The following is an 18515-nucleotide window of genomic DNA, read 5'->3' as shown; positions in this document are numbered from 1 at the left end:
GTGGCAGTTGTGAGTGATTTCACTCTCAGTAGGGTAGTGCATGACAGCGGAAAATCAAGGGGTTCCGCACTCTGCGGTGGACGCCGCGTGGGCGGAGCTCGCGTCCAGGACTGTTCGGGTGATTCTCGCTCGCCAAGGGGTGGGGTACGCTCAGCTCGCGGAATCCCTCGCTTCGCGGGGCGTGGCAGAGTCCGCGCGTTCGGTGGAGGGTAAGATTCAGCGCGGAACGTTTCGCTTTGTCTTCTTGCTTCAGGTTGTTTCAGCGACTCGGGCCGTGTGCCCAACCAATTGGGCAAGCGTTTCTTCGTGCGATTCTTGGGAAGCCCGCGCAACGGCCGTTCTGGACGCCGATCTGGCCGAGCAACGATGGATCGATGTGAAGGAGCTGTCGCGTCGCCTAGGCACGATCGGCGTTGCTATGTCGGCTCGCGTTCTCCGCCAGCAGATCAGGCGAGGGACCTTCACGGCTGCTTTCTATCTGCAGTGCGCCACTGTTTGCAGGTTCGACGGCGTATTCCTCTTCGTTGATCCCGAGGCGATGCGGCAAACCGCAGAAGCGGGCAGGGTCTGCGTCGAACGGTTCTGAGGTTTGCGCGATGCTTGTTTTCGCGGCAAACTAGCCTAAAATAACTTGAGCAGGGAAAACACTCGTCACAGCTCCAGGGCAGAAAAAATACAATTCCATTAATGCTCCTTCTATATAGCCGCCGCGGATAGACAATACGAAAGTCCTATAACTTTTCTGTTGGTTCAGGCGGCCTGACTGGATCGCATCCTGTCAGTCTTGTAATAGGGGGCAATTATGCCCATCTGGCCGCTTCCGCCGGTTCCCGAGGAACCGCGCATCCGCCTAATCAAATGGCGCATTTTCGAAATCCTACCGCAGGGAACTCGTCATTTTGTCGGTCTGAATGCGGACGACGGGACCGGCCGAGTGAGCTCCCCAATCGAGAGCTTCGATGCCAAAGCACTGCAAGGCACGACCCAATCGGGCCGTATCTATATGTTGCAAGGTCGAAGCGGGCACGCGGACGAGGCTCAGTACGTTTGGGATCGATGGTGTCACGTCGGTGGCGTTGTCGAATACCTTGACGTGAGTAAGAAGGTCAGTTCTTGGGGCGCATATGACCACAGCTGAAGAAAGGACGCGAGCAGTCGCCGGTGCCCGCGATCTGCTCCTAACGCTTGCCAATGGACGCGGACCGTATTGCGCAGACCTTGTGCGAAGTTTGGCAATCGTGTTGCTCAGACACTATCCCAGCCAGGCCGACATCGACGAGTCCGCGCTCGCGTTACCGGGCGTCTGGGCAGAGACGGAAAAGATGACGGCTCGAAGCCGCCGATAAGCCGGGAGCTTGGTCCGCCATCATTGCGGCAACCGTCCGGTTGGATGGTTTGGTGGCTGGCTGCTGGGAAAGGCCACTCGTGGCTTCGCGCATTCACTGTAAGTTCCTGCGCGAATTTGATTGGCTAATTTCATTGCATGTGATTCGGAATACGAAGGAACAAAATCTATTGAACTGAATGAGGACGGTATGGATTCAGAGACGTGCGTTATAGAAACGGAGGTTGGCCGCATAGCCGTCGGGTCGTTGATCCCCTTGTCGTCGCTCAATCCTCTGCCTCGGCGAGCCGACAACCTTCCTCCTGAGACTCCGGTATTAGTCGGCTCCTTGATGCCGCACGAGGCCGAATGGTTTGGGACGGTGTATGAGAGGGCCGCCCTTTCGTTTAGCGAGTTTGACATCGACGGAGCCAAATTGATGGCGATCTGTCTTCAATTGGGCGGGTTGCAAGTTCATTGGCTCGCTGACGCGAACGACGCACGGTTTTGCAACGCTCTCGTACTGTGGCAACAAAGTCGGAAAATCCCGATCATGTTTAGGGTATGCCACAGCGTCCGCGGACACCGGATGGTCTGCGTCGTAACTATGCCGATAGTCGCGGAGCGGGGCGCAAGAGACGTCGCGCAGATAGTTTCGCCGGCACGTACTTGGGACGCCCTCTTGTGGGCCATCGGCGAGGGCCACCGAAAGGTGCGCGCGACAACTGGCATGCTCGAAATGCCATTGCAGCATGTGTTGACAAACATCATCGTCACTGAGCGCTTGATTCCCTTTGCCTTTGCGCAATAACGTCGGTTTCGTACATGACTCTCCAACGCCGGCAGTATGACCTTACCGGCTAGCTCGGCGCCGTTGACGCCGCACCTCAGAAGGGTCTGCGCCGCTGCGCAACGAGGTATTGGCCTCCACGCCGGCCATGTCAAGGGATCGCACTGAGTGACCGTGGTTTTCGTTTCGCGGCCTGAAGTTGACCCGCGAAACGGACGCGTATCTATTTAAAGCGGAGGTGCCGAAATGGGCAAGAGTCGTGTACCGTACCCGGCGGAGCTCCGGGCGTATTTGGTGGAACTGGTCAAGGCCGGGCGTACACCGCGGGAGCTGGCGCGTGAGTTCGAACCGACAGCGCAGAGCATCGTCAACTGGTGCGCGCAGGCTGAGCGTGATGCCGGCGTACGGCATGACGGGGTGACGACGGCCGAACGGCTGGAACGGAGGCGTCTGCGCCGTGAGAATCGCCAATTAAAAAATGCGGCGCGACACTCTCTCGCAGGCTGAGCCCTGGTTTGCGAGAAAGACTGGAGCCGTGCCACCGAAGGGACGGATTCATGGCAGCGAAACGGGCCCGCTGGCCCACCGCGAAGATGGCACGGCTGTTTGGAGTTCCGACGAGCGGCTTCTACGCGTGGCTTGTACGCGAGCCATCGCAGCAAGCGAGCAGCGATGCGCTGCTGCTAGCACGCAGCCGTACGCTGCACGCCAGCTCGCGCAGGACATGTGGCGCGCCACGTGTTCACGCGCAACTCGCACGAAGGCATGCACATGGGCCTCAAGCGGGTGGCGCGGCTCATGCGTATGGCAGGTTGTTTTGGGGCCAGCCGACGGTGCTGCCCACATAACGCGCTGTCACACCGGGGCAATCTCAGCCCGCTCAGCGGCTCGCCAATCACGGTTTGTGGCCGCGCGGCGAGGATCGGCGTGCGGCCACATTGAGACAGGGTGCATCAGCGGCAAGCAGATCGGGGATCTGCAACGGTTTCTTATTGCTCTTGTCGCTTACGAGCCATCATTTCGACCGGCTGGTCGAGGAAAGCGCGACTTTCGCCATCTTCGCGACATCGGCGCAGGCGAACAAATAGGCTGTTTGTACCTTTTCTGCCCGGACTGCGCGAGCCGCACGAAGCCGCCAGGTGCCGGCGGTGTAAGCCAGAGGCACGCGGTTCTAAGACCTCGAGATCAACATCCTCGAGGAAAGGCCTCGCATCCAGTGAGCCGCCTGACGTGGCCGTCTCGCAGAAGGCACCTTTACATTAAGAATGAGAGGACGTCAGGCGCGCCGATCGGCTAGCTTGCAGCTTAGGATATTCGCCGTCTAAAAAGCTTGTCTGTTCCCACCTTGCTGCGAACGCGTCGACGGCCGCGCTCGCCGACTGTACGCGCAGGAGTGTTGGCCTGGCGCGGAGGATGGCCATGCTTTCTCGCATCTTGCAGGACGCGTCGTCGGTGCCCTTCAGACCAGTCAAGGCGATTTGCCGATCTTTGATAGCTTCCGAGCTCAAGCGCACAATTTTGATGGCGATCCACTGGGCGTGCGTCGCCTCGCCCACCAAGCGCTGCTTTTCCAAACCGGAATCGCCTGACGAGGTGCATCCGAGTGTGCGACCGTCGTTGAGGGAACGTGAGAGAAGCGCGCACAGGTCAAGCAACGCGGTGCGCATGCGGAGTTCGAGTTCTTCTCTATCGAGAGAGCTTGCCCGATTCGGAGCATTCTTCAGTGTCTGTACGGGTACGGCCTTGCACACGCGGGGCGAGTTGCGGTGCGACAGCGCGCCGTATTCGACGTAGTTCTGCTCCAGTCGCAGGAGCGCAAAAGAGACTACTCCGCCGCAGGCAGGCAAGACGAGCAGCGACGGGTAGTCCATCGCAAATCTGAGTAGCCCATCCATGCTGGAGCCAGCGCTGGGAACGCTGCCGGGCCGCTCTGGAATCTTCAATTGCGTGCCAAACACACAAAGCCGAAGCCAGAGCGGCTGCCTTTCACGCGGTAGTGGATTTACTCAAGCGACGGGCGCAGGAACGCCTCCGCGAATTAGCGCGGATCGCTGTCGTACAATGCGAGGTTCTGAACAACCTCGACAGACGCCTCTACGTTGTTGACGCTGCGGCTAACAGGTCGTCAATACGTGTGTTTCTACGGGTAATGGTAACCGCATATGTGGGCAAAAACAAGGTTTTCTGTGGAAGGTAACGAATCGATCTGGTCGGATTTGGCCAGCCGGGCGCTTCGCGTTCTTCTCGCCCGCAAGAAAGCGAGCTACGCCCACTTGGCTGCGGAGCTTGGCCGCCTTGGCGTAGAGGAGACGGAGCGCGGCGTCGAAGGCAAGACGCAGCGGGGGACCTATCGTTTTCTCTACTTCCTGCAGTCGCTGGAAGCGCTGAACGCTGACTATCCGCCTCACTGGAAAGACGTCATGCGCTCTAACAGGAGTTGGGAGCAGAAAGCGTCGGGAATTCTTGGGGAAGAGATCGCAAGCCGGCCCTGGCTGACTAAGCCGGAGATTTCCCGACGCCTTCGAACGATCGGTGAAGAGATGACGCCGCGCAATTTCTCCGCACACCTCCGATCGGGAAACTTTCCAGCGACGCTCTTTTTGCAGTGCGCGGTAGTTTGCTCCTTCGAGGGATTGGATATGTTTGTGGACTTCAGTGACCTCCGCGCCGCGGCCGAAAGCGCGATGCCGACGGCGCGGCGCGGTCTACCCAGGGCAACGGACTACAGCGCGCCATCTGGCGAGGGGTAATACACGTATTCGCGCACTTCGGTTATCCTCGGTTATCGAAATGCTTTGAGGAGAGGTGCGATGACCAGCCCCGACCAACGTACTGCTGCTGTGTTGGAAACACGGGATTTCCTGGAGACACTGGCTGCAGGGACGACCTACGAGGCCGTGCCTGGCGCAATTCGGGCGCTCGCGAGAGGGCTGCTGATGAGCTTTCCGACACCGAGCGAAATCGTGTTGTGGTCGCTCGATTCCCCCGAAATTTGGGGATCGCCGGAGGGATCTGCGGATGCATCGTGACCTTCGACAATCTGTTGCGTAAGAACTGCCGACGGCCTTGGCGACTCTGCGAGGAGGATGCTGACGTACCGGCCGCCGCAGGAGAACGATGGCCTGCTTTGATGACAGGTCGCCACGCTCGCCGTGCGGCAGCCGAAACGGCACAGCTCAAGGACAACGGCGGCTCGCGGACAATTAGGCGTAACTTGAGCCTTCGATTCGACGGACAATGCTCTTATTCGGTATGTGCCGCAGCTTATGCTGCGACAACCGTTCGCACGCAGCCTATCGTGCTGGCGAGGCTCCTTGCCGGCTGCGCTACCCTTCCCAGGCGGAGTTTGTACCGCCGCGCCGCTTACGCTCGATAAGCTACCTGCCGTGCGGTGCTCGAGGCCCCCCGCGCCCGCATCCTCTGCGGTTTCCGGCCTTTGGCTTGCGAGCACGCTTCGTTAGAAGCGACTCTCTCGGTGCCGATTCCAGTGCGATGTAGATGGCGCCGGTCTGGCCCGTCCCCTCATGAGGAGCGGCCCGTACCTATATTCGCGGCCTGGTATGAGCCGCAGCGTCAAGGCGCCCCAATCGCTGCAGGGAAAGTTGTGTTCGCTACGGTCTTGGCCTATAGTAATTTGCGCAAGAATTCGAGTGCGGGTCGGTCGAGTTAAAAGTCAAATTACAACTATCTCGCCGCGACATTCGCCGCCCGGTAGCTCGGGCAGTCGGCAGTAGAGCTCAGCGCGTGCTCCGTGCCGGCCCTCCTATCGAGGGCAATCATGCGTAACTGGTCCTTCTATCGGTCTCGGTCGAGCCGTGCATCCGTGTGCGCTACTGCTGACCCTTCGTGAGTGCTCACCGAGACGCGCCCTTCAGCCGGTCCTTGGCTGCGCTTTCGCCTGCCTCGATCCGCAAAGAGAGTAAGTCTCTGTGAGAAGGAAAAGAACGAGGCGTCTCATACCCATGAGCGCCTGGTTCGCGTTCGGAGGTCCGCATCGATCTCGCAAGGAGCGGAGATGTCACGTTCAGCACGAAAAAATAGCACCCGTTCAACGCTCCGCGAAGCTCAAATCGATTACTTATTCCGCCGCGCTGCCCTGGCGGCCGTACTATTCGACCCGATGGGCGCCGAAGCGCTCTTGAAACTCCCGGATGCTGAAGTCGGGCGGCGCTTCAAGATATGTCTCGCGCGAGTAATGGGCTTGGCGACAGTCTTAAACCTAGACCTACGTGCACTCGGAGAAAAAGGCGAGACACGGCGTAGCAGACGCAAGCGCGGTGCGATTCGCCGGATGGCGTCGCGAGACGCCCTTGTCGCTGACGGCAAGCTACTGCGCGCAGGGCTCCTCTACGAAGCTTTGGGCATCACGGAGCAAAGACTAAGCAAGCGCGTCGCCAAAGGGCGCATGTTCGGCGTTGAGATTGGAGGCGAACAGTACTACCCGGCATTCTTTCTCGCACGCGGGCTCGACCGGAAGGATCTGGCGAAAGTCGCGCAACAGCTGGGCGGTTTAGACGGATGGAGTAAATGGAGCTTCTTCACACGGCCGAAGGAGTCGCTTGGCGGCCTAACACCGCTTCAGGCACTTTTGCGCGGCGACGTGAAGCAAGTCTTGCGCACGGCAAAACGCTTTCGGAAGCTCGAGAACGGCAAGGGACCGCGTCAGCGACGCAGAAGTCGTGAAGATAATTGAGCAGCTCTGGACCTTCGCTTTGGACAATCCGGTACTACTGATCGCTCCGGCGATCAGCTTTGTGCTCAGCGTGGTGGCGGTGCGTGTGCAGACTCGGTACGTGAACGAGGGCGTACTGTTTTGCTGGAAACCTGGCGCACGGCGCGAGAGCAAAATGCGGAACGCAGCTGAAGAGGGAGAGTTGTCCGCTGAAAGCCACATCGACCTGACCGTCGCTCTCAAAACGATTCATGAGATCGCCGTTGCAGAAGGTGACCTTGGACACGAATACTGGTACACGGTAGGGAAGCTTCTAAAAAGAGCGAACGGCATGCAAGCTGAGATCGATTTTCTCAGCAAGGAGTTGGAACGGTGTCATGCAATGCTCGATAAAGCGAAGTGAGATCGGCGCGGAAAATAAAAACTTTCCCTGTCCTGGCGAGCCGTGTCTTCTGTCGCGTCTCGCGGACGTGCACTTCGTCTGCTTGGCTGTTTGTGCGGGGCGAAATCTGGAACAGACCGTCGAAGCGTCGATGGCGAAAGCCTGACAGAACATTCGCGGCGGTGGCGCCGCTTTTGGCTCGACGTTGACCACAGAATTGTGGGCAAGCGTGTGGAAAACGGAAGCACTGCGCTGTCCTTGGTCCGCGCTAGCCCAATCCGCAGTGCACAAACAACTTGCGGAGCGTGTTTCCCAAGACGTAGAAATCAGCGCTTTTGACGCGGCGCACATCGTTTGAGGATGTTTTGCCATCCATTACGGGCATTTGTGGCTTCACGGAGAATGTCGAGATATTCGTCGTGGTCCACACGATCATCGGGCGGCAACAAGGCTTTGGCGTGCTGCTCTAGGGCCGCTCGCTGTTGCCGGACGCTTGCACCGAGCGAGATGATCCGGCTGTAGGCCTCGCATGCATAGGCAAAGGTCTCGCGCTTGGAGTAGTCGACGTTAAGGAGATACTCCCTGCGACGGCTCTCGTCTAGGCCGACGGTGGCTCGCTTGCAGTTATGGAACACGTGTGCGGCCTCGTGGACAACGAAGTCTGCGAAAGGCTCTGTCTCCTCGAAGTACGCCATCGAGACGTAACAGGTGGTCTCTTCACTCAGTCCAACGATGTCCGTCGCCTCGTGCGACAGAACAGGCGCGCCGACACCGGCCAGATACATGTTGGCCAAGTGCCACGCAGTCGACAACCAAGTTTGCTGTGTGAGGACTGCGGAGACGTTGTCTTGGGTGAGAAACACAACGCTGTGAGCGAGGGTATTGAGGATGATGGAGCGCTCGTCGGCGGGAAACAGCCCGCATACCATCGGCGAAAGCTTGTTGTAGGTCCAGGCAGGCAAGTCGTCCGGCGCGCTCACTTTGGTGCTGAGACCGCGCGCTAGCCGGAGTGTCTCTTTCACGAGCGCAGTCTTTAGATGTTGGGTGGCCCGTTGCGCAACGTCTACAAAGTTGTCGCCTGGCCAGCTCTCGAACATGCCGTCGTATTCGCCGCACTCGAGGTAACGTGCTACCTGAGCGTCGAGCGAAGACAATTGGTTCCCTGATTCTCGATAGTATCTGTTGCGGTTTCCACGGACGCGCTCATGTCAAAGTGTTTGATGCCGCTGCGATGAACTAAACGATACGCTCAAATCCGTTGAACTTCAAATGACTTAGCTCCCATGCGGGGAGATACACTGCGACCGCTAGCCCCAACTGATGCGCCGCGCGCGGCATGGAGGAGCACTTAGGGAGCGGTGTCCACTTGGCAGTGGTCGGAATACGTGAAGTGTTGTTTCAGTGAGCCAGTCACGGTTCATTGACTTTCCCGTGAGTCGGCGCGAGCGGCTCGGTGAGCAGCGGCCTCGAATCCGACTGCTCCCCGTTCATTGCCGTGCGTATAGGGACGAGCGCGACGTTGCGAGCCCACTCGCAAGCCACAGGGCCCACGCGCCTTGAGTGCAACATCGCTCAAGAAAATCGATAAGTTGCCGTTATCCGTCGATGAGAGGATGGACTAATCGGTAGTGACGCCTTTCTTTCGCTTGAGCTTTCAACCTGAGAAGAGATCCCCGTTCGGAAATAGCAACGCAAAAAATGGCAAATATGATTCCGGTATTTGGGCCGGTGGACAGCGAAAGTCGTAGCGAGCCGATTCTTTATAGGATCCTGAAGGAGCAGCTTTCTGATGAGTTCACCGTTATACACAGCCTTCCATGGCTATGTGCCGCTGTAAAGGAGATCTCTGAGTCGTTTGCGCCGACGGGCGAAATAGATTTTCTGCTAATACACCGTGATCTCGGCATACTTGCGCTTGAAGCAAAGGATGGCGCGTACGGCGTTAGCGGCGTTCACTTCGTTCATCTCAGGCTCGGAACGACAATCACTCCGGTTCATCAAGTGCGGCGCAATGTGCACGGACTAGCCAAGTGGCTCGGGGTAGACAAGACCCTTCGTTTTCGTATCGGCTATGGACTTGTTTTTCCGGATAGCGAGTTCGGCGATGCGATTATCAGTTCGGCGCTGATAGATGTGTCGGTAACGCCGCCTCAATCAATAGTAATCGACAAGAAGCAAATTCCACAGTTGGGCGCCCGAGTCGTCGAACTGATGAAATACTGGCGGCGCACACTAGGCTACCGGAGCCTTCCGAAGGAAACGGTGGATAAGCTCATTCAAACGCTTTGTCCCAAGTTCGACGGTTCGCCGACTTGGGGTACAAGAGTGCTTTTCGATTCCCGTATTTGGCTGCCGCTTACTGCGGAGCAATGTCAGGTCGTGGGGAACGCATGCCGACAAGCGCGCTCCTTGATCACTGGCTGGCCCGGTACAGGCAAGACTCTAGTCGGTCTTGCCATTGCGCGGGAGATGGTGCGCCAAGGCAAACGTGTGCTGTTCCTGACCTTCAACAGTCGCTTGACCGACTACATTGCGAAACAACTGAGCTTCTCCGTTGCAGAGGGAGTTGTTTCGACATGGCACAGCCTGTGTGCACAGGCTCGTAAGCGGATCGGTCGAGCTGACGAGTCCAGCGACGACGACTGGTTTCAGGCAGGATGTTTGGCCGATCTACAAACGGCTTTGGAAGGGAAGTTACTTGGCTCCTACGATGTTCTTATTCTTGACGAGGCGCAGGCGCTCCGACCCGAGTGGTCTCTGGTTCTGCTTGCATGGTTTCGCAACAAGAAGGTCGTTGCGTTCTGTGATGAAACCCAGGCATTTTCTTTTGAGAAAGGCGCAACTCTGCGCCAGCTAACCGAAATTGTCGGAGTGGAGGAACCGTTCCGCTTAACAATCGTCCTGCGGATGCCGAAAGCAGTCACTGAACGACTGCTACAGGTGAAACCGGTCGGGTATCAGTTGCATTGTCCTCGCCTTCATGAACCGGACACTGTTCAAGAACTCGTTGTTGAAGACAATAACGCTGCCCTAATGCAGTTAATCGACCGGTTTAAGGTCGACGGAGTCATGGCACATGACATCGTTGTCTTGACTAAGTTCCAGCTCCCGGCTTCCTACGAGTCTGCTTTGATAGACCTTGGCGTCGGCTATGAGGTCGTCTCTCGGTTCCGTGGTTTGGAAGCTCCAGTGGTCGTCGCCCTCGGAGCTGAAGGCATGGCGGATGGTCAGCTGTTTTGCGCTTACTCGCGTGCTACCACAGCATTCGTTGCGCTATACAACGCCAAGGCTATCGCGTGGCTTGAAACTGAACAGGGACGGTTTCTCGAATCCATCATGCAAGACGAGCGCAATCAGGCTTTGGTCAGCAGCGCGCGTCAGGCATCAATGGCATCCACGATCATAGAGACGAGCGTGGAAGTGGAATGGTTGCCTTTGCGCACTGTCAAGCTGGGGTGGTGCGTATCTTGGGGTGCGTGGGTGATGGAAGCCAGCGAGAAAAGCCCCGATGGGCTATGGCTGGACTATCTTACCTCTCACTACGAATGGTCGGCATTCTGCTGGCATCCTCTTGCGCGCGAGACATTCAGACATTTCAGGCCCGTAGGAAGCTTGATTAACGATATATCGGGACTCGGGACGGCCGTAATTAGAGACTGTGAGCGGTGTGGGCCCAGCCCGCACATCGGGATGAATTGGACGAGTTGCGTGTTCTGCTCGGGAGCCGAGGAGAGGCGACCCTTACGGCCGTCGACTGACGTTCTGGTGCGCTTGGCTGAACTGGATCGTCTTATGGAAACCAGCGTTGACGACAAGGCAGTCTCGCGAAAGATCGGCAGTCTGCCCATATCGCTTGCCGCCTACCGGGCACACAGGTATGTTGAAAAACATGGCGCTGGAGGAATATTCGATCTTGACCTTCCCTACGGGCGGATTGTTTACCGTGCTGCATTGGCGTTGGTGCAGTCGCAAATCCAATACCTGAAGCACGGAAGCCGTATAGAAACGGATGGCCTTGCAAAAGGGTGGTACGAGCGATACGACGAGATCAGGGAATCGATTCCATTCGCCGATTGGAAGGCGGCCGTTGCAAACGCTGTCTCGACGTGCTTCCAAAGCAGAAAGCTTCTGTCCAAACTGGGCAAAGGCGTGTACTCGACGGTCTCCCCGGTCGAGACCAAGGCGATTCGCTCGTCACCCGGCTAGTTCGTCCGCGGAGCAACCGAGCTCTGTGTCCAAGCTCAGGAGTGAGCATTTGAGCCTGCCAGCGTGTCTTCGACAAGCGTTCGTTCCCACGCAAAGCGCCGCTACGGCTAGGCGCAAAGTCGCACTGTGCGCGTTATACAATTCAGTGCGCAGGGCGGACCAGGCGGGCGGTTCCTCGTCTAGCGTTGACGCGACGGCCGACTCTAGATGAGGCAACAGGTCTTCGCACTGAAAACACAACCTCGGTCCCAGCAAGCTGCCCGATCGCGGTTCCTTCGCGCGCTGGTGCCCGCTCACAGCTGGGAAAGACTAATCAATGCTTGCCCCCGCATTCGCTGTTACGTCTTATCCCACCGCGCTTTTCGAAGCGCCGCCTCCAAATGCTCCACCATGTACGGTGATCCTGGTCGGACCACCACTCTCGCGCGTACTCTGCTGGAGGATGTGTGCAAGTAGATCATCGTGGAGTCCGGCGACGCCTGCGAGGAATCGGCCGACCTCTTGTTCTCTACAAGCAGCTCGCCGAGATTCTGAAGCATGCCCCCGACGATCATACCGAAGGCATCTTCAAACGGATCCTTGGTGGTTGCCAGTCGGTCGTGCAAGGCCTCGGTTCAATGCGCAACAAACTCGGCGATGCGCATAGTCTCGGCCCCGTCCGGGCACGCCCTTCGCCACGGCACGCCGAACTGGCCGCCAACCTGTCCGGCGCGATGGCGACGTTCCTTGTGTCGACCGGGGACGTGCACAAACAAGAGAGCAGCGCTGCCCGAGCGTCAGACGTCAGCGAGAGTTGAGCGGCGACACGAACCGCTGCCATAGATATTCGGCTGCTTGCTCCGCCGAGAGGTGCTTCATGTCGAACTTCTTCTCGGAAGCGTACATGCCCATTGCCATCAACGCCTGGAACTGCAGTTCTCCGCTCTGCGCGAGCGACAGCATCTCGTTGTAGCTGTTGTTGGACATGGAGCGGCCTTCTGAATAACTGATGCCGTTACCTGAATGGAATCCGCCCATCCAGACGCGGCCGACGCACGTACTCTTGCCGTCAAGAAACAGTTCGGCCCGGAAGTCAGTCGCGGTCGTTAGCTGGAAGTCGGTGTCGATGCGCGCCTCCTGACGGGATACGGCGTCCAGATTAGCCTCGAACAAGCTCTTGATCGTCGCAAACCCGGCCTTAACGAAACGGCGCTTGTCGGCGTCGGTGGGGGCGCTTTTCAACGACGGAATGAGGCTGTCGACCCGCGATGCCACGACCGGCTCAACGTCTCGGGCACTGGGTCCCGGAAAATCCTTGTGTGGAACTTGAGCCGCCGCCGCACCGGGAAAACGAGGCCGCGTGGACGGCTTCGCCCGCTTTTGATTGATACCGTCGACGAGCGCCTGGCGAGCCGCGCCCTCGTCTAGGCCAACGATTCAAATCTGCACGATCGACTTGAACAGGCCAGGCGGATCGCATTTGCGAACCATGACCGGCACGAGCTTCATCTCTTGCCCTTGGGGATCCTGGCCAAACGCTGCCGCCCATTCCGGGGATGCGAACTGCGATTGAAGATAGTCCGGCGACAGGACCATAACGGTGCGTTTCGCCGAAGCCGCGGCTTTTTGCATCTCCAACACAGAATTGCTGCCCGGCCGAAAATCCCAAGCCTGAATGCCTACGCTGAAGCCTTCTTCTTCCAGCACGTAGCCGATCCATTGGGCCCAGTCAGTGTCAGCGTAGGTATAGCTGATGAAAAAGTCCGCCATGTTTTCCCGGAACGTTCGAGGTTTGCGTCCGAATCGCGCGCGCATCGATTGTAGCCGCCAATCCGGCGAGGTGATGGCTTCATGTAGTCCGCTTTCGACACATCTATGCCGAACCAAACGTGGTGCAGGAGCAAGCGTAATGGCAGCCACAAGCGCGCCTCGTGCATATAGCGCATGGGGATGTCCGCATTCCTCGAGTGACCGGAGGCAGCGCCCAGTCTGCCGCGGCAACAGGCCGCCGCGCTTATGCCAGTGCTTGTCACATCCCACTTTTTCCTTTAGATTAGCGACTGGCCAACCGCCACGGTCTGCTCGACTGAAGTATTGCCAAACTTGAAGAGCGCAGTAACCCCGCAGCAAACTTTGCGTCAGCCCTCGTTGGTGAGGTTTCTGTCGTAAAAACCGGCAAACAGAAACAAAAGTCGTCGTTTTTCACTCACTTACATTTCGAGGTGCCTATGCAACCCTCAGCGTTCGATCGCGCCTATTTCCAGTCCCTTAAGCGTGACCTCCTTGCCGCAACCCGCGATTTCTTTCGCGTTTCCGATTCGCAGGTCAACGAGTCTTTCGCCCGTGGCTTCGGTGTCAACACCTACGCTGCGCTTATCGCCGCCCTCGACGGAAACCATCCGCGGAAGCATCTGAAGGCGCCGGACGTCGAACTGCTTGATCATGCAGCGTTTGCTGCTCGCATGACTGAACTTTCTGACGACCGCACGGCTGAGTCGGTGAGCGCGATTCTGGAAGGCGCGCGTATCGAGATCAAGATCGTCCGGCGCTCGCCCGCGCGACAGAATCCTGTCCGCTATTCGGATATCGCGTACGACGTGACAGTCGACATTTCGGGCGTTCCGCCGGAGGTGCTTGAATCATCGCCAGAGTTTCTGATTCCGGAATTTCTCAGGCCCGACGGCACGGAGTTGTATCGCCTCGATTGCGACTGGTCGTTCCGCGTCGACGGTGAGTATGCGGTAACGCGCATGCAGTCGGGTCGGGGTCTGCTCAATACGAAGGTAGTCGATGGTCACTGGAAGGGCGCGCTGTATGTCTACTCGCCGCAGCATCAGGGAGACGATTCGCGCTGCTTGCGGTCCGTGAAAGCCGCGCTGGCGCGAGCGATTCTTCCGGCGCTGACATCGCGCGTGCGCTGTTCGATTTTCCGGCCTGACCGCTATCAATACGGAGCATGGCGCGTACGCATCGCTATCGGTCCCGTCATCCAGGCTTTCCTCGGGGGCTCGCGCTTGGTGTTTGCGTTGCCGAAGCTGCCGAAGCGCCACGTGGTCATGGACAAAGGCTTCATGTTCGATCTGGGTGTTGGTGTGTTTCAGGATGGCGAGTGGTGTGCCGATATTTACAGCAACGGCGTCCACGAGGATGAAAATCCGACAAGCCTTGCGCAGGTCAAGGCGGAACTGCTGCAGGCTGTAAATCTGGCTCTCCATGGAGCGGGCTTCGGAGGTTAAGATCGACGCGCCTGACTCGAAAACGGAGCCGGGCGTGTTGAAGCCTCTGGTCGACAGGAAGGGAACCCGGGAACGCGAAAGCGACCCGGGTTTTTTTAGAATCTAACTCCGAAAATGCAACGGCTTCTGCGATGCTGCGCGAATCATGTTACGAGGGTTCCGTTCATGGATAGATCAGTACAGCGAGCAGCTAGAATGGATGGCAAACGGCCATGACGTGTATTGACGGAATGGTCCTGACCTGCGTATTTGCGCTGTTCTTTCCCAAGTCAGGCGATATGAGGTCACGTGATTGAAACGAAACAGGGAGTGCACGCCACGTGCCCATCAACCACTCACAAAGGGAATGTTGTTGCCGATGGACAGGACGTCGGTCAGGAGCACTGGCTGTCCTACCATCTAGCACTTGTCGTATGTCGGGACGGCTCACACCTAGGAAAACGGACATGACCGACAATCTACGTTTTCGTCAAGCCAGCTTGAGGCGATCGCCCGCGCTCTGGGGCATACCACAGAGGGACTGACGGGCAGGGAGATCGAACATCTGCTCGCGGTGGCCCGTATCACGGATACCGATCCAGGCATCACAAAATGGATTCGGCTTTTCAACGCTTTCACCGGTAGTCAGAACCACCTCGGTCATCGTCGCAACATCCCGGCCTTAATCCGGTTTGCAACGAAACCGGATCGTTACGCACACGAGCCGGCGCGGTCCGAGCCGATGCGGGCGCATCTGAATCGCATTCTTGCTTTCGTTGGGCTGCAAGTACTGGAGAATGGTGATCTTGTAGAAAGCAGCCGTGTGTCCACGCTCCCGGATGCAATCCGCAGGGCAACCGAACTTCGCGCAGATCTTGTGGCTCGCGAGGTGCACCCCGATGTACTCGAATTTTGTCGGTCTGAACTTGTTGCTGATAACTACTTCCATTCTGTTCTTGAGGCAACAAAGAGCGTAGCGGCAAAACTTCGGGAACGGACGGGATTAATCGATGATGGCGCAGCCCTGGTCGATCGTGCTCTCGGTGGCAATCCGCCAATGCTGGCAATCAACTCGCTTGCCGACGAGAGTCAAGTCAGCGAGCAACGGCGCTTTGCCCATCTCGTGAAGGGCATGTTTGGGATGTTCCGGAATACGACGGCCCAACGCCCCGAAAGTGTCGTGGAATATGAGTAGGAGCGACGCTGAGGATCTGTTGACGCTGGCGTCGTTAATTCACCGCCGACTCGACGCAACTGTTATGCCCGCCCGCGGATAGAGCGACGACGAGAGACAAGAGAGGTGTAGATGGAAAAGGACCACACCGGATTCGCAGGAGGGACGGAGACAATCGCGGACGTCGGCACGGCATCGCCGGGCGAGACTCGTTCCTCAATTTCGCCTGTGTGGACGCCATCTGTCGGTGCTACCGTTGCTGCGCTTGGCGCGCGACTGCCCGAGTCGGCCTGGTTGCAGGGGTTGCAATCAGTTTTAAGGCCGCGCGGCGTCGTCCATACCATCGTGCAGAGGATCCAGCAGGCCGCCGAAGCAGCGACGCCCATTGCGACGGAGCTCGAAAAAACGGCGCATCTCATCGGAAACAGTATCGCGAGGACCGAAGGCGTCTGGCGGAAGATAGCCGAGGATATCGGAACAGTTGCAAAAAGCCTCGAAGCCTATCCTTCTAGGGTTCGTGAGGCGCTCGTTTTGATGAGCCAGTTCGGCTGGTACCTGGATCGCCAGATTGGAATGGGGGCACCGCTGCGGTACAAGAATGCAGTCGATGCCGGCCGCGCCCCTGAAGCGGAGCGGAAGATGATTGCGCACTTCGAGCAGCGTGCCGACGGATCTGCGCGGAACTGACGGAGAAGTATCCACATCGTAGCGAGCTCTTTCAAGCTGCATTCAACGCGCACCGGAACGGCCAGTACATACTCTCAATACCCGTCATGCTCGCTCAGGTGGATGGGATCTGTTTAGACGTAGCGAAAGCGCATTTCTTCATGGGACGAGATCGCGAAAAGGTAATCGCGCACGTTGTTGAATTTGCAGGTTCAGAAATCGCAAGGGCGTTCCTTGCTCCATTCGAATCTGACATGTCCGTAGTGCAATCGCAGAAAGCCCGCCCGGAGGGGTTTGCTGGGCTGAACCGGCACATGGTTCTGCACAGGGAATCGCTCGACTACGGCAACAGGAAGAATGGATTCCGCGCGATATCCCTGCTGAACTACATTTCAGAATCGCTGCAGAAGGACACTGACGGGCCGATCGACGAAACCGGCGACTCGACCGGGGCAGCTATGCCTGCAGCGAACGACTAGAGTGCCCTGGTAGGTACCAGTTCATGCACATAGCGATCTGTGTCCGACGACAGCACGCGAAAGATGCCAATTAACGCACCGGCAAATGGTTCGTAGACGGGAATCCCTTTTTCTTCTGCAAGCTTCTCGAGGCTATAAGCCGCGCGCATTTTTTGTTGGAGCCGTTTGGCCAAGCTGTCGCTCGTGATGCGGCCATCGTGGAAATAGTGGCGGATCTGCTCGGAGTAGTTCCACGGCTGATGCATCCACAGTTCCCCGACCGACATTTGCTCAAGGACCACCGAGAGGCCGCTAGCATGGTCGTTGTCGGGGTGGGAGTTCACCACATAGTCGACGTGCGTCGTGCCGTAATGAGACTTGATGTGGTCGACCAGCAATTGCCCCGACTCTTGGGTGCCCCCGTCGTAGACCATCACCTTATAGTCGCCCGGCGCGCCCCAACGCAGGCAAATTGCATCACCGCTGCGCCCCCCGCCGCCCACGGGCAGAAATTCGATTTCGATACCGATATCGACACGCTTGCAAGCTTTTCCATTGAAGGGGAGCGAAAACTGGGAAAACCCGGGATCTACATCGGAAGTTCGCCGGCCAGCGGGAAGCATGCCGGTTCCAAGATTGCGGCTCTGGGTTTGAAGGTATCAAGGGGATGCACGTATCACGGCGTGTGCCTCAACGTGAAGATGGATCTGGCCTCTTATGCCGCGATCAATGCGTGTGGAGACGCGAAACTCAAATCGGTGGATATGTCAACGGTCGGCGCCTCAGCGCAGTCGCAGGAGGTGGCTCAGCAGTTAGCTTCTGAACTAATCCGTCGGCTTGGCGGCGTATGCCACCGTTCGTAGGGCAACTGCAGTGCAGCAGGCGCATTCAAAAGGAAAGCCCTCGCATGAACAAAATCCAAACGGCACAGAACCTTTCGATCAAGCAACGAGCGGAAGCTAAAACCTCGCGAATCCCGATTAAGATCGTTCACAGTGAAAAGATTCCGAGGCCAACGTGGATCCGTTCACGAACGCCGACCGGCAACGCCTGGTTCTATGAGATCAAACAGATCCTGCGCGAGCACAACCTCCACACAGTATGTGAGGAGGCAAACTGTCCGAACATCGGCGAATGTTTTGGCAAGGGCACCGCGACGTTCATGATCATGGGCGACAAGTGCACGCGCCGCTGCCCGTTCTGCGATGTCGGACACGGCCGCCCCGATCCGCTCGACGCCGACGAGCCGCTGAATCTCGCGCGCACCATCGGCGCGCTGAAGCTGAAATACGTGGTGATCACGTCCGTCGATCGCGACGATCTGCGCGATGGCGGCGCCGCGCACTTCGTCGAGTGCATCAGGCAGGTTCGCGAGCATTCGCCGGAAACGCGCATCGAAATTCTGACGCCGGACTTCCGCGGGCGTCTGGATCGCGCGATCGGCATTCTGACCGCCGCGCCGCCCGATGTGATGAACCACAACCTCGAAACGGTGCCGCGTCTCTACAAGGAAGCGCGTCCGGGTTCGGATTATCACCATTCGCTGAAGTTGCTGAAGGACTTCAAGGCGCTGCATCCGGAAATCGATGGATCTCGCTTCTTCTCTCCTTGACGCCGACCGATGTTCCTTGAATTGGGCGCATCCCGAA

General features: G+C 58.0%; 20 protein-coding genes and 1 pseudogene. 16 read left to right on the top strand and 5 right to left on the bottom strand.

What is annotated here, in order from left to right; genetic code table 11:
- The first annotated feature begins 40 nt into the window (after nucleotides 1-40).
- From QCE49_RS24225 to QCE49_RS24210, 4 genes are all read left to right on the top strand, one after another.
- Nucleotides 41-586 carry a DUF6471 domain-containing protein gene (locus tag QCE49_RS24225; RefSeq protein WP_250458156.1) on the top strand — a complete coding sequence of 182 codons (546 nt, stop codon included), beginning with the start codon at nucleotides 41-43 and terminating at the stop codon, nucleotides 584-586.
- A gap of 538 nt (nucleotides 587-1124) precedes the next feature.
- Nucleotides 1125-1346, top strand: a complete 222-nt coding sequence (locus QCE49_RS24220) for a BPSL0761 family protein (protein WP_284508420.1) — start codon at nucleotides 1125-1127, stop codon at nucleotides 1344-1346.
- Between the two features lie 120 nt (nucleotides 1347-1466).
- On the top strand, nucleotides 1467-2135 hold the full coding sequence (locus QCE49_RS24215; RefSeq protein ID WP_250458155.1) for a hypothetical protein: 669 nt from the start codon (nucleotides 1467-1469) through the stop codon (nucleotides 2133-2135).
- A 225-nt stretch (nucleotides 2136-2360) separates the two neighbouring features.
- Complete coding sequence (locus QCE49_RS24210; RefSeq protein ID WP_250458154.1) at nucleotides 2361-2621, top strand: transposase; 261 nt, start codon at nucleotides 2361-2363, stop codon at nucleotides 2619-2621.
- A gap of 752 nt (nucleotides 2622-3373) precedes the next feature.
- On the opposite strand, the gene QCE49_RS24205 is transcribed toward QCE49_RS24210, so the two are convergent.
- A complete protein-coding gene (locus QCE49_RS24205; protein ID WP_250458153.1) occupies nucleotides 3374-3985 on the bottom strand; it encodes a hypothetical protein in 612 nt (203 codons plus the stop codon).
- Nucleotides 3986-4300: 315 nt separating this feature from the next.
- On the opposite strand from QCE49_RS24205, the gene QCE49_RS24200 reads away from it, so the two are divergent.
- The 4 genes from QCE49_RS24200 to QCE49_RS24185 all read left to right on the top strand — a co-directional run bounded on the left by QCE49_RS24200 (nucleotide 4301) and on the right by QCE49_RS24185 (nucleotide 7189).
- Entirely contained in the window at nucleotides 4301-4864 is a 564-nt protein-coding gene (locus QCE49_RS24200; RefSeq protein ID WP_309806521.1) for a DUF6471 domain-containing protein, read from the top strand.
- A 60-nt stretch (nucleotides 4865-4924) separates the two neighbouring features.
- Entirely contained in the window at nucleotides 4925-5143 is a 219-nt protein-coding gene (locus QCE49_RS24195) for a BPSL0761 family protein (RefSeq protein ID WP_250458151.1), read from the top strand.
- Nucleotides 5144-6129: 986 nt separating this feature from the next.
- Nucleotides 6130-6807, top strand: a complete 678-nt coding sequence (locus QCE49_RS24190; protein WP_250458150.1) for a hypothetical protein — start codon at nucleotides 6130-6132, stop codon at nucleotides 6805-6807.
- Nucleotides 6794-7189, top strand: coding sequence for a hypothetical protein (locus QCE49_RS24185; RefSeq protein ID WP_250458149.1), 396 nt, complete (start codon nucleotides 6794-6796; stop codon nucleotides 7187-7189). Before QCE49_RS24190 ends, QCE49_RS24185 begins: the two co-directional genes overlap by 14 nt.
- Nucleotides 7190-7494: 305 nt before the next feature.
- On the opposite strand, the gene QCE49_RS24180 is transcribed toward QCE49_RS24185, so the two are convergent.
- Nucleotides 7495-8322: a hypothetical protein gene (locus QCE49_RS24180; protein ID WP_250458148.1), complete on the bottom strand. Its 828-nt coding sequence runs from the start codon at nucleotides 8320-8322 to the stop codon at nucleotides 7495-7497.
- Nucleotides 8323-8866: 544 nt separating this feature from the next.
- On the opposite strand from QCE49_RS24180, the gene QCE49_RS24175 reads away from it, so the two are divergent.
- Both QCE49_RS24175 and QCE49_RS24170 read left to right on the top strand, forming a co-directional pair.
- On the top strand, nucleotides 8867-11374 hold the full coding sequence (locus tag QCE49_RS24175) for a nuclease-related domain-containing DEAD/DEAH box helicase (RefSeq protein WP_250458147.1): 2508 nt from the start codon (nucleotides 8867-8869) through the stop codon (nucleotides 11372-11374).
- A 446-nt stretch (nucleotides 11375-11820) separates the two neighbouring features.
- The gene (locus tag QCE49_RS24170) at nucleotides 11821-12171 is read left to right on the top strand and encodes an abortive infection family protein (protein WP_250458146.1); all 351 of its coding nucleotides are present in this window, start codon (nucleotides 11821-11823) and stop codon (nucleotides 12169-12171) included.
- Here QCE49_RS24170 and QCE49_RS24165 read toward each other — a convergent pair.
- Together QCE49_RS24165 and QCE49_RS24160 are read right to left on the bottom strand one after the other, a co-directional pair.
- On the bottom strand, nucleotides 12158-12628 hold the full coding sequence (locus tag QCE49_RS24165) for a hypothetical protein (RefSeq protein WP_250458145.1): 471 nt from the start codon (nucleotides 12626-12628) through the stop codon (nucleotides 12158-12160). The two genes, QCE49_RS24170 and QCE49_RS24165, sit on opposite strands and share 14 nt — an antisense overlap.
- Nucleotides 12629-12790: 162 nt before the next feature.
- Nucleotides 12791-13273, bottom strand: a complete 483-nt coding sequence (locus tag QCE49_RS24160; RefSeq protein ID WP_309806519.1) for a toll/interleukin-1 receptor domain-containing protein — start codon at nucleotides 13271-13273, stop codon at nucleotides 12791-12793.
- A 308-nt stretch (nucleotides 13274-13581) separates the two neighbouring features.
- Between QCE49_RS24160 and QCE49_RS24155 the strand changes: the two genes are divergently transcribed.
- The 4 genes from QCE49_RS24155 (at nucleotide 13582) to QCE49_RS24140 (ending at nucleotide 16887) form a co-directional block, all read left to right on the top strand.
- Complete coding sequence (locus QCE49_RS24155; protein WP_250458143.1) at nucleotides 13582-14589, top strand: hypothetical protein; 1008 nt, start codon at nucleotides 13582-13584, stop codon at nucleotides 14587-14589.
- A 553-nt stretch (nucleotides 14590-15142) separates the two neighbouring features.
- A complete protein-coding gene (locus QCE49_RS24150; RefSeq protein ID WP_250458142.1) occupies nucleotides 15143-15763 on the top strand; it encodes a TIGR02391 family protein in 621 nt (206 codons plus the stop codon).
- Nucleotides 15764-15874: 111 nt separating this feature from the next.
- Nucleotides 15875-16429 (top strand): hypothetical protein, encoded by a 555-nt coding sequence (locus tag QCE49_RS24145; protein ID WP_250458141.1) that lies wholly within the window; start codon nucleotides 15875-15877, stop codon nucleotides 16427-16429.
- Nucleotides 16430-16515: 86 nt separating this feature from the next.
- Nucleotides 16516-16887: a hypothetical protein gene (locus QCE49_RS24140; protein ID WP_250458140.1), complete on the top strand. Its 372-nt coding sequence runs from the start codon at nucleotides 16516-16518 to the stop codon at nucleotides 16885-16887.
- Here QCE49_RS24140 and QCE49_RS24135 read toward each other — a convergent pair.
- On the bottom strand, nucleotides 16884-17489 hold the full coding sequence (locus QCE49_RS24135) for an MBL fold metallo-hydrolase (RefSeq protein ID WP_250458139.1): 606 nt from the start codon (nucleotides 17487-17489) through the stop codon (nucleotides 16884-16886). The genes QCE49_RS24140 and QCE49_RS24135 overlap by 4 nt on opposite strands.
- Between QCE49_RS24135 and QCE49_RS34600 the strand changes: the two genes are divergently transcribed.
- Nucleotides 17397-17729 carry a lipoyl protein ligase domain-containing protein gene (locus tag QCE49_RS34600; RefSeq protein WP_409017480.1) on the top strand — a complete coding sequence of 111 codons (333 nt, stop codon included), beginning with the start codon at nucleotides 17397-17399 and terminating at the stop codon, nucleotides 17727-17729. The two genes, QCE49_RS24135 and QCE49_RS34600, sit on opposite strands and share 93 nt — an antisense overlap.
- A 44-nt stretch (nucleotides 17730-17773) precedes the next feature.
- A pseudogene (locus tag QCE49_RS24130) lies at nucleotides 17774-18451 on the top strand (lipoyl synthase); the annotation flags it as partial.
- Nucleotides 18452-18515: the final 64 nt, after the last annotated feature.

It is taken from the genome of Caballeronia sp. LZ008, assembly GCF_031451435.1.
GTDB classification, from domain to species: domain Bacteria; phylum Pseudomonadota; class Gammaproteobacteria; order Burkholderiales; family Burkholderiaceae; genus Caballeronia; species Caballeronia zhejiangensis.
Note: the sequence above shows the minus strand (reverse complement) of the source record. Positions and strands in the feature narration are given on the sequence as shown.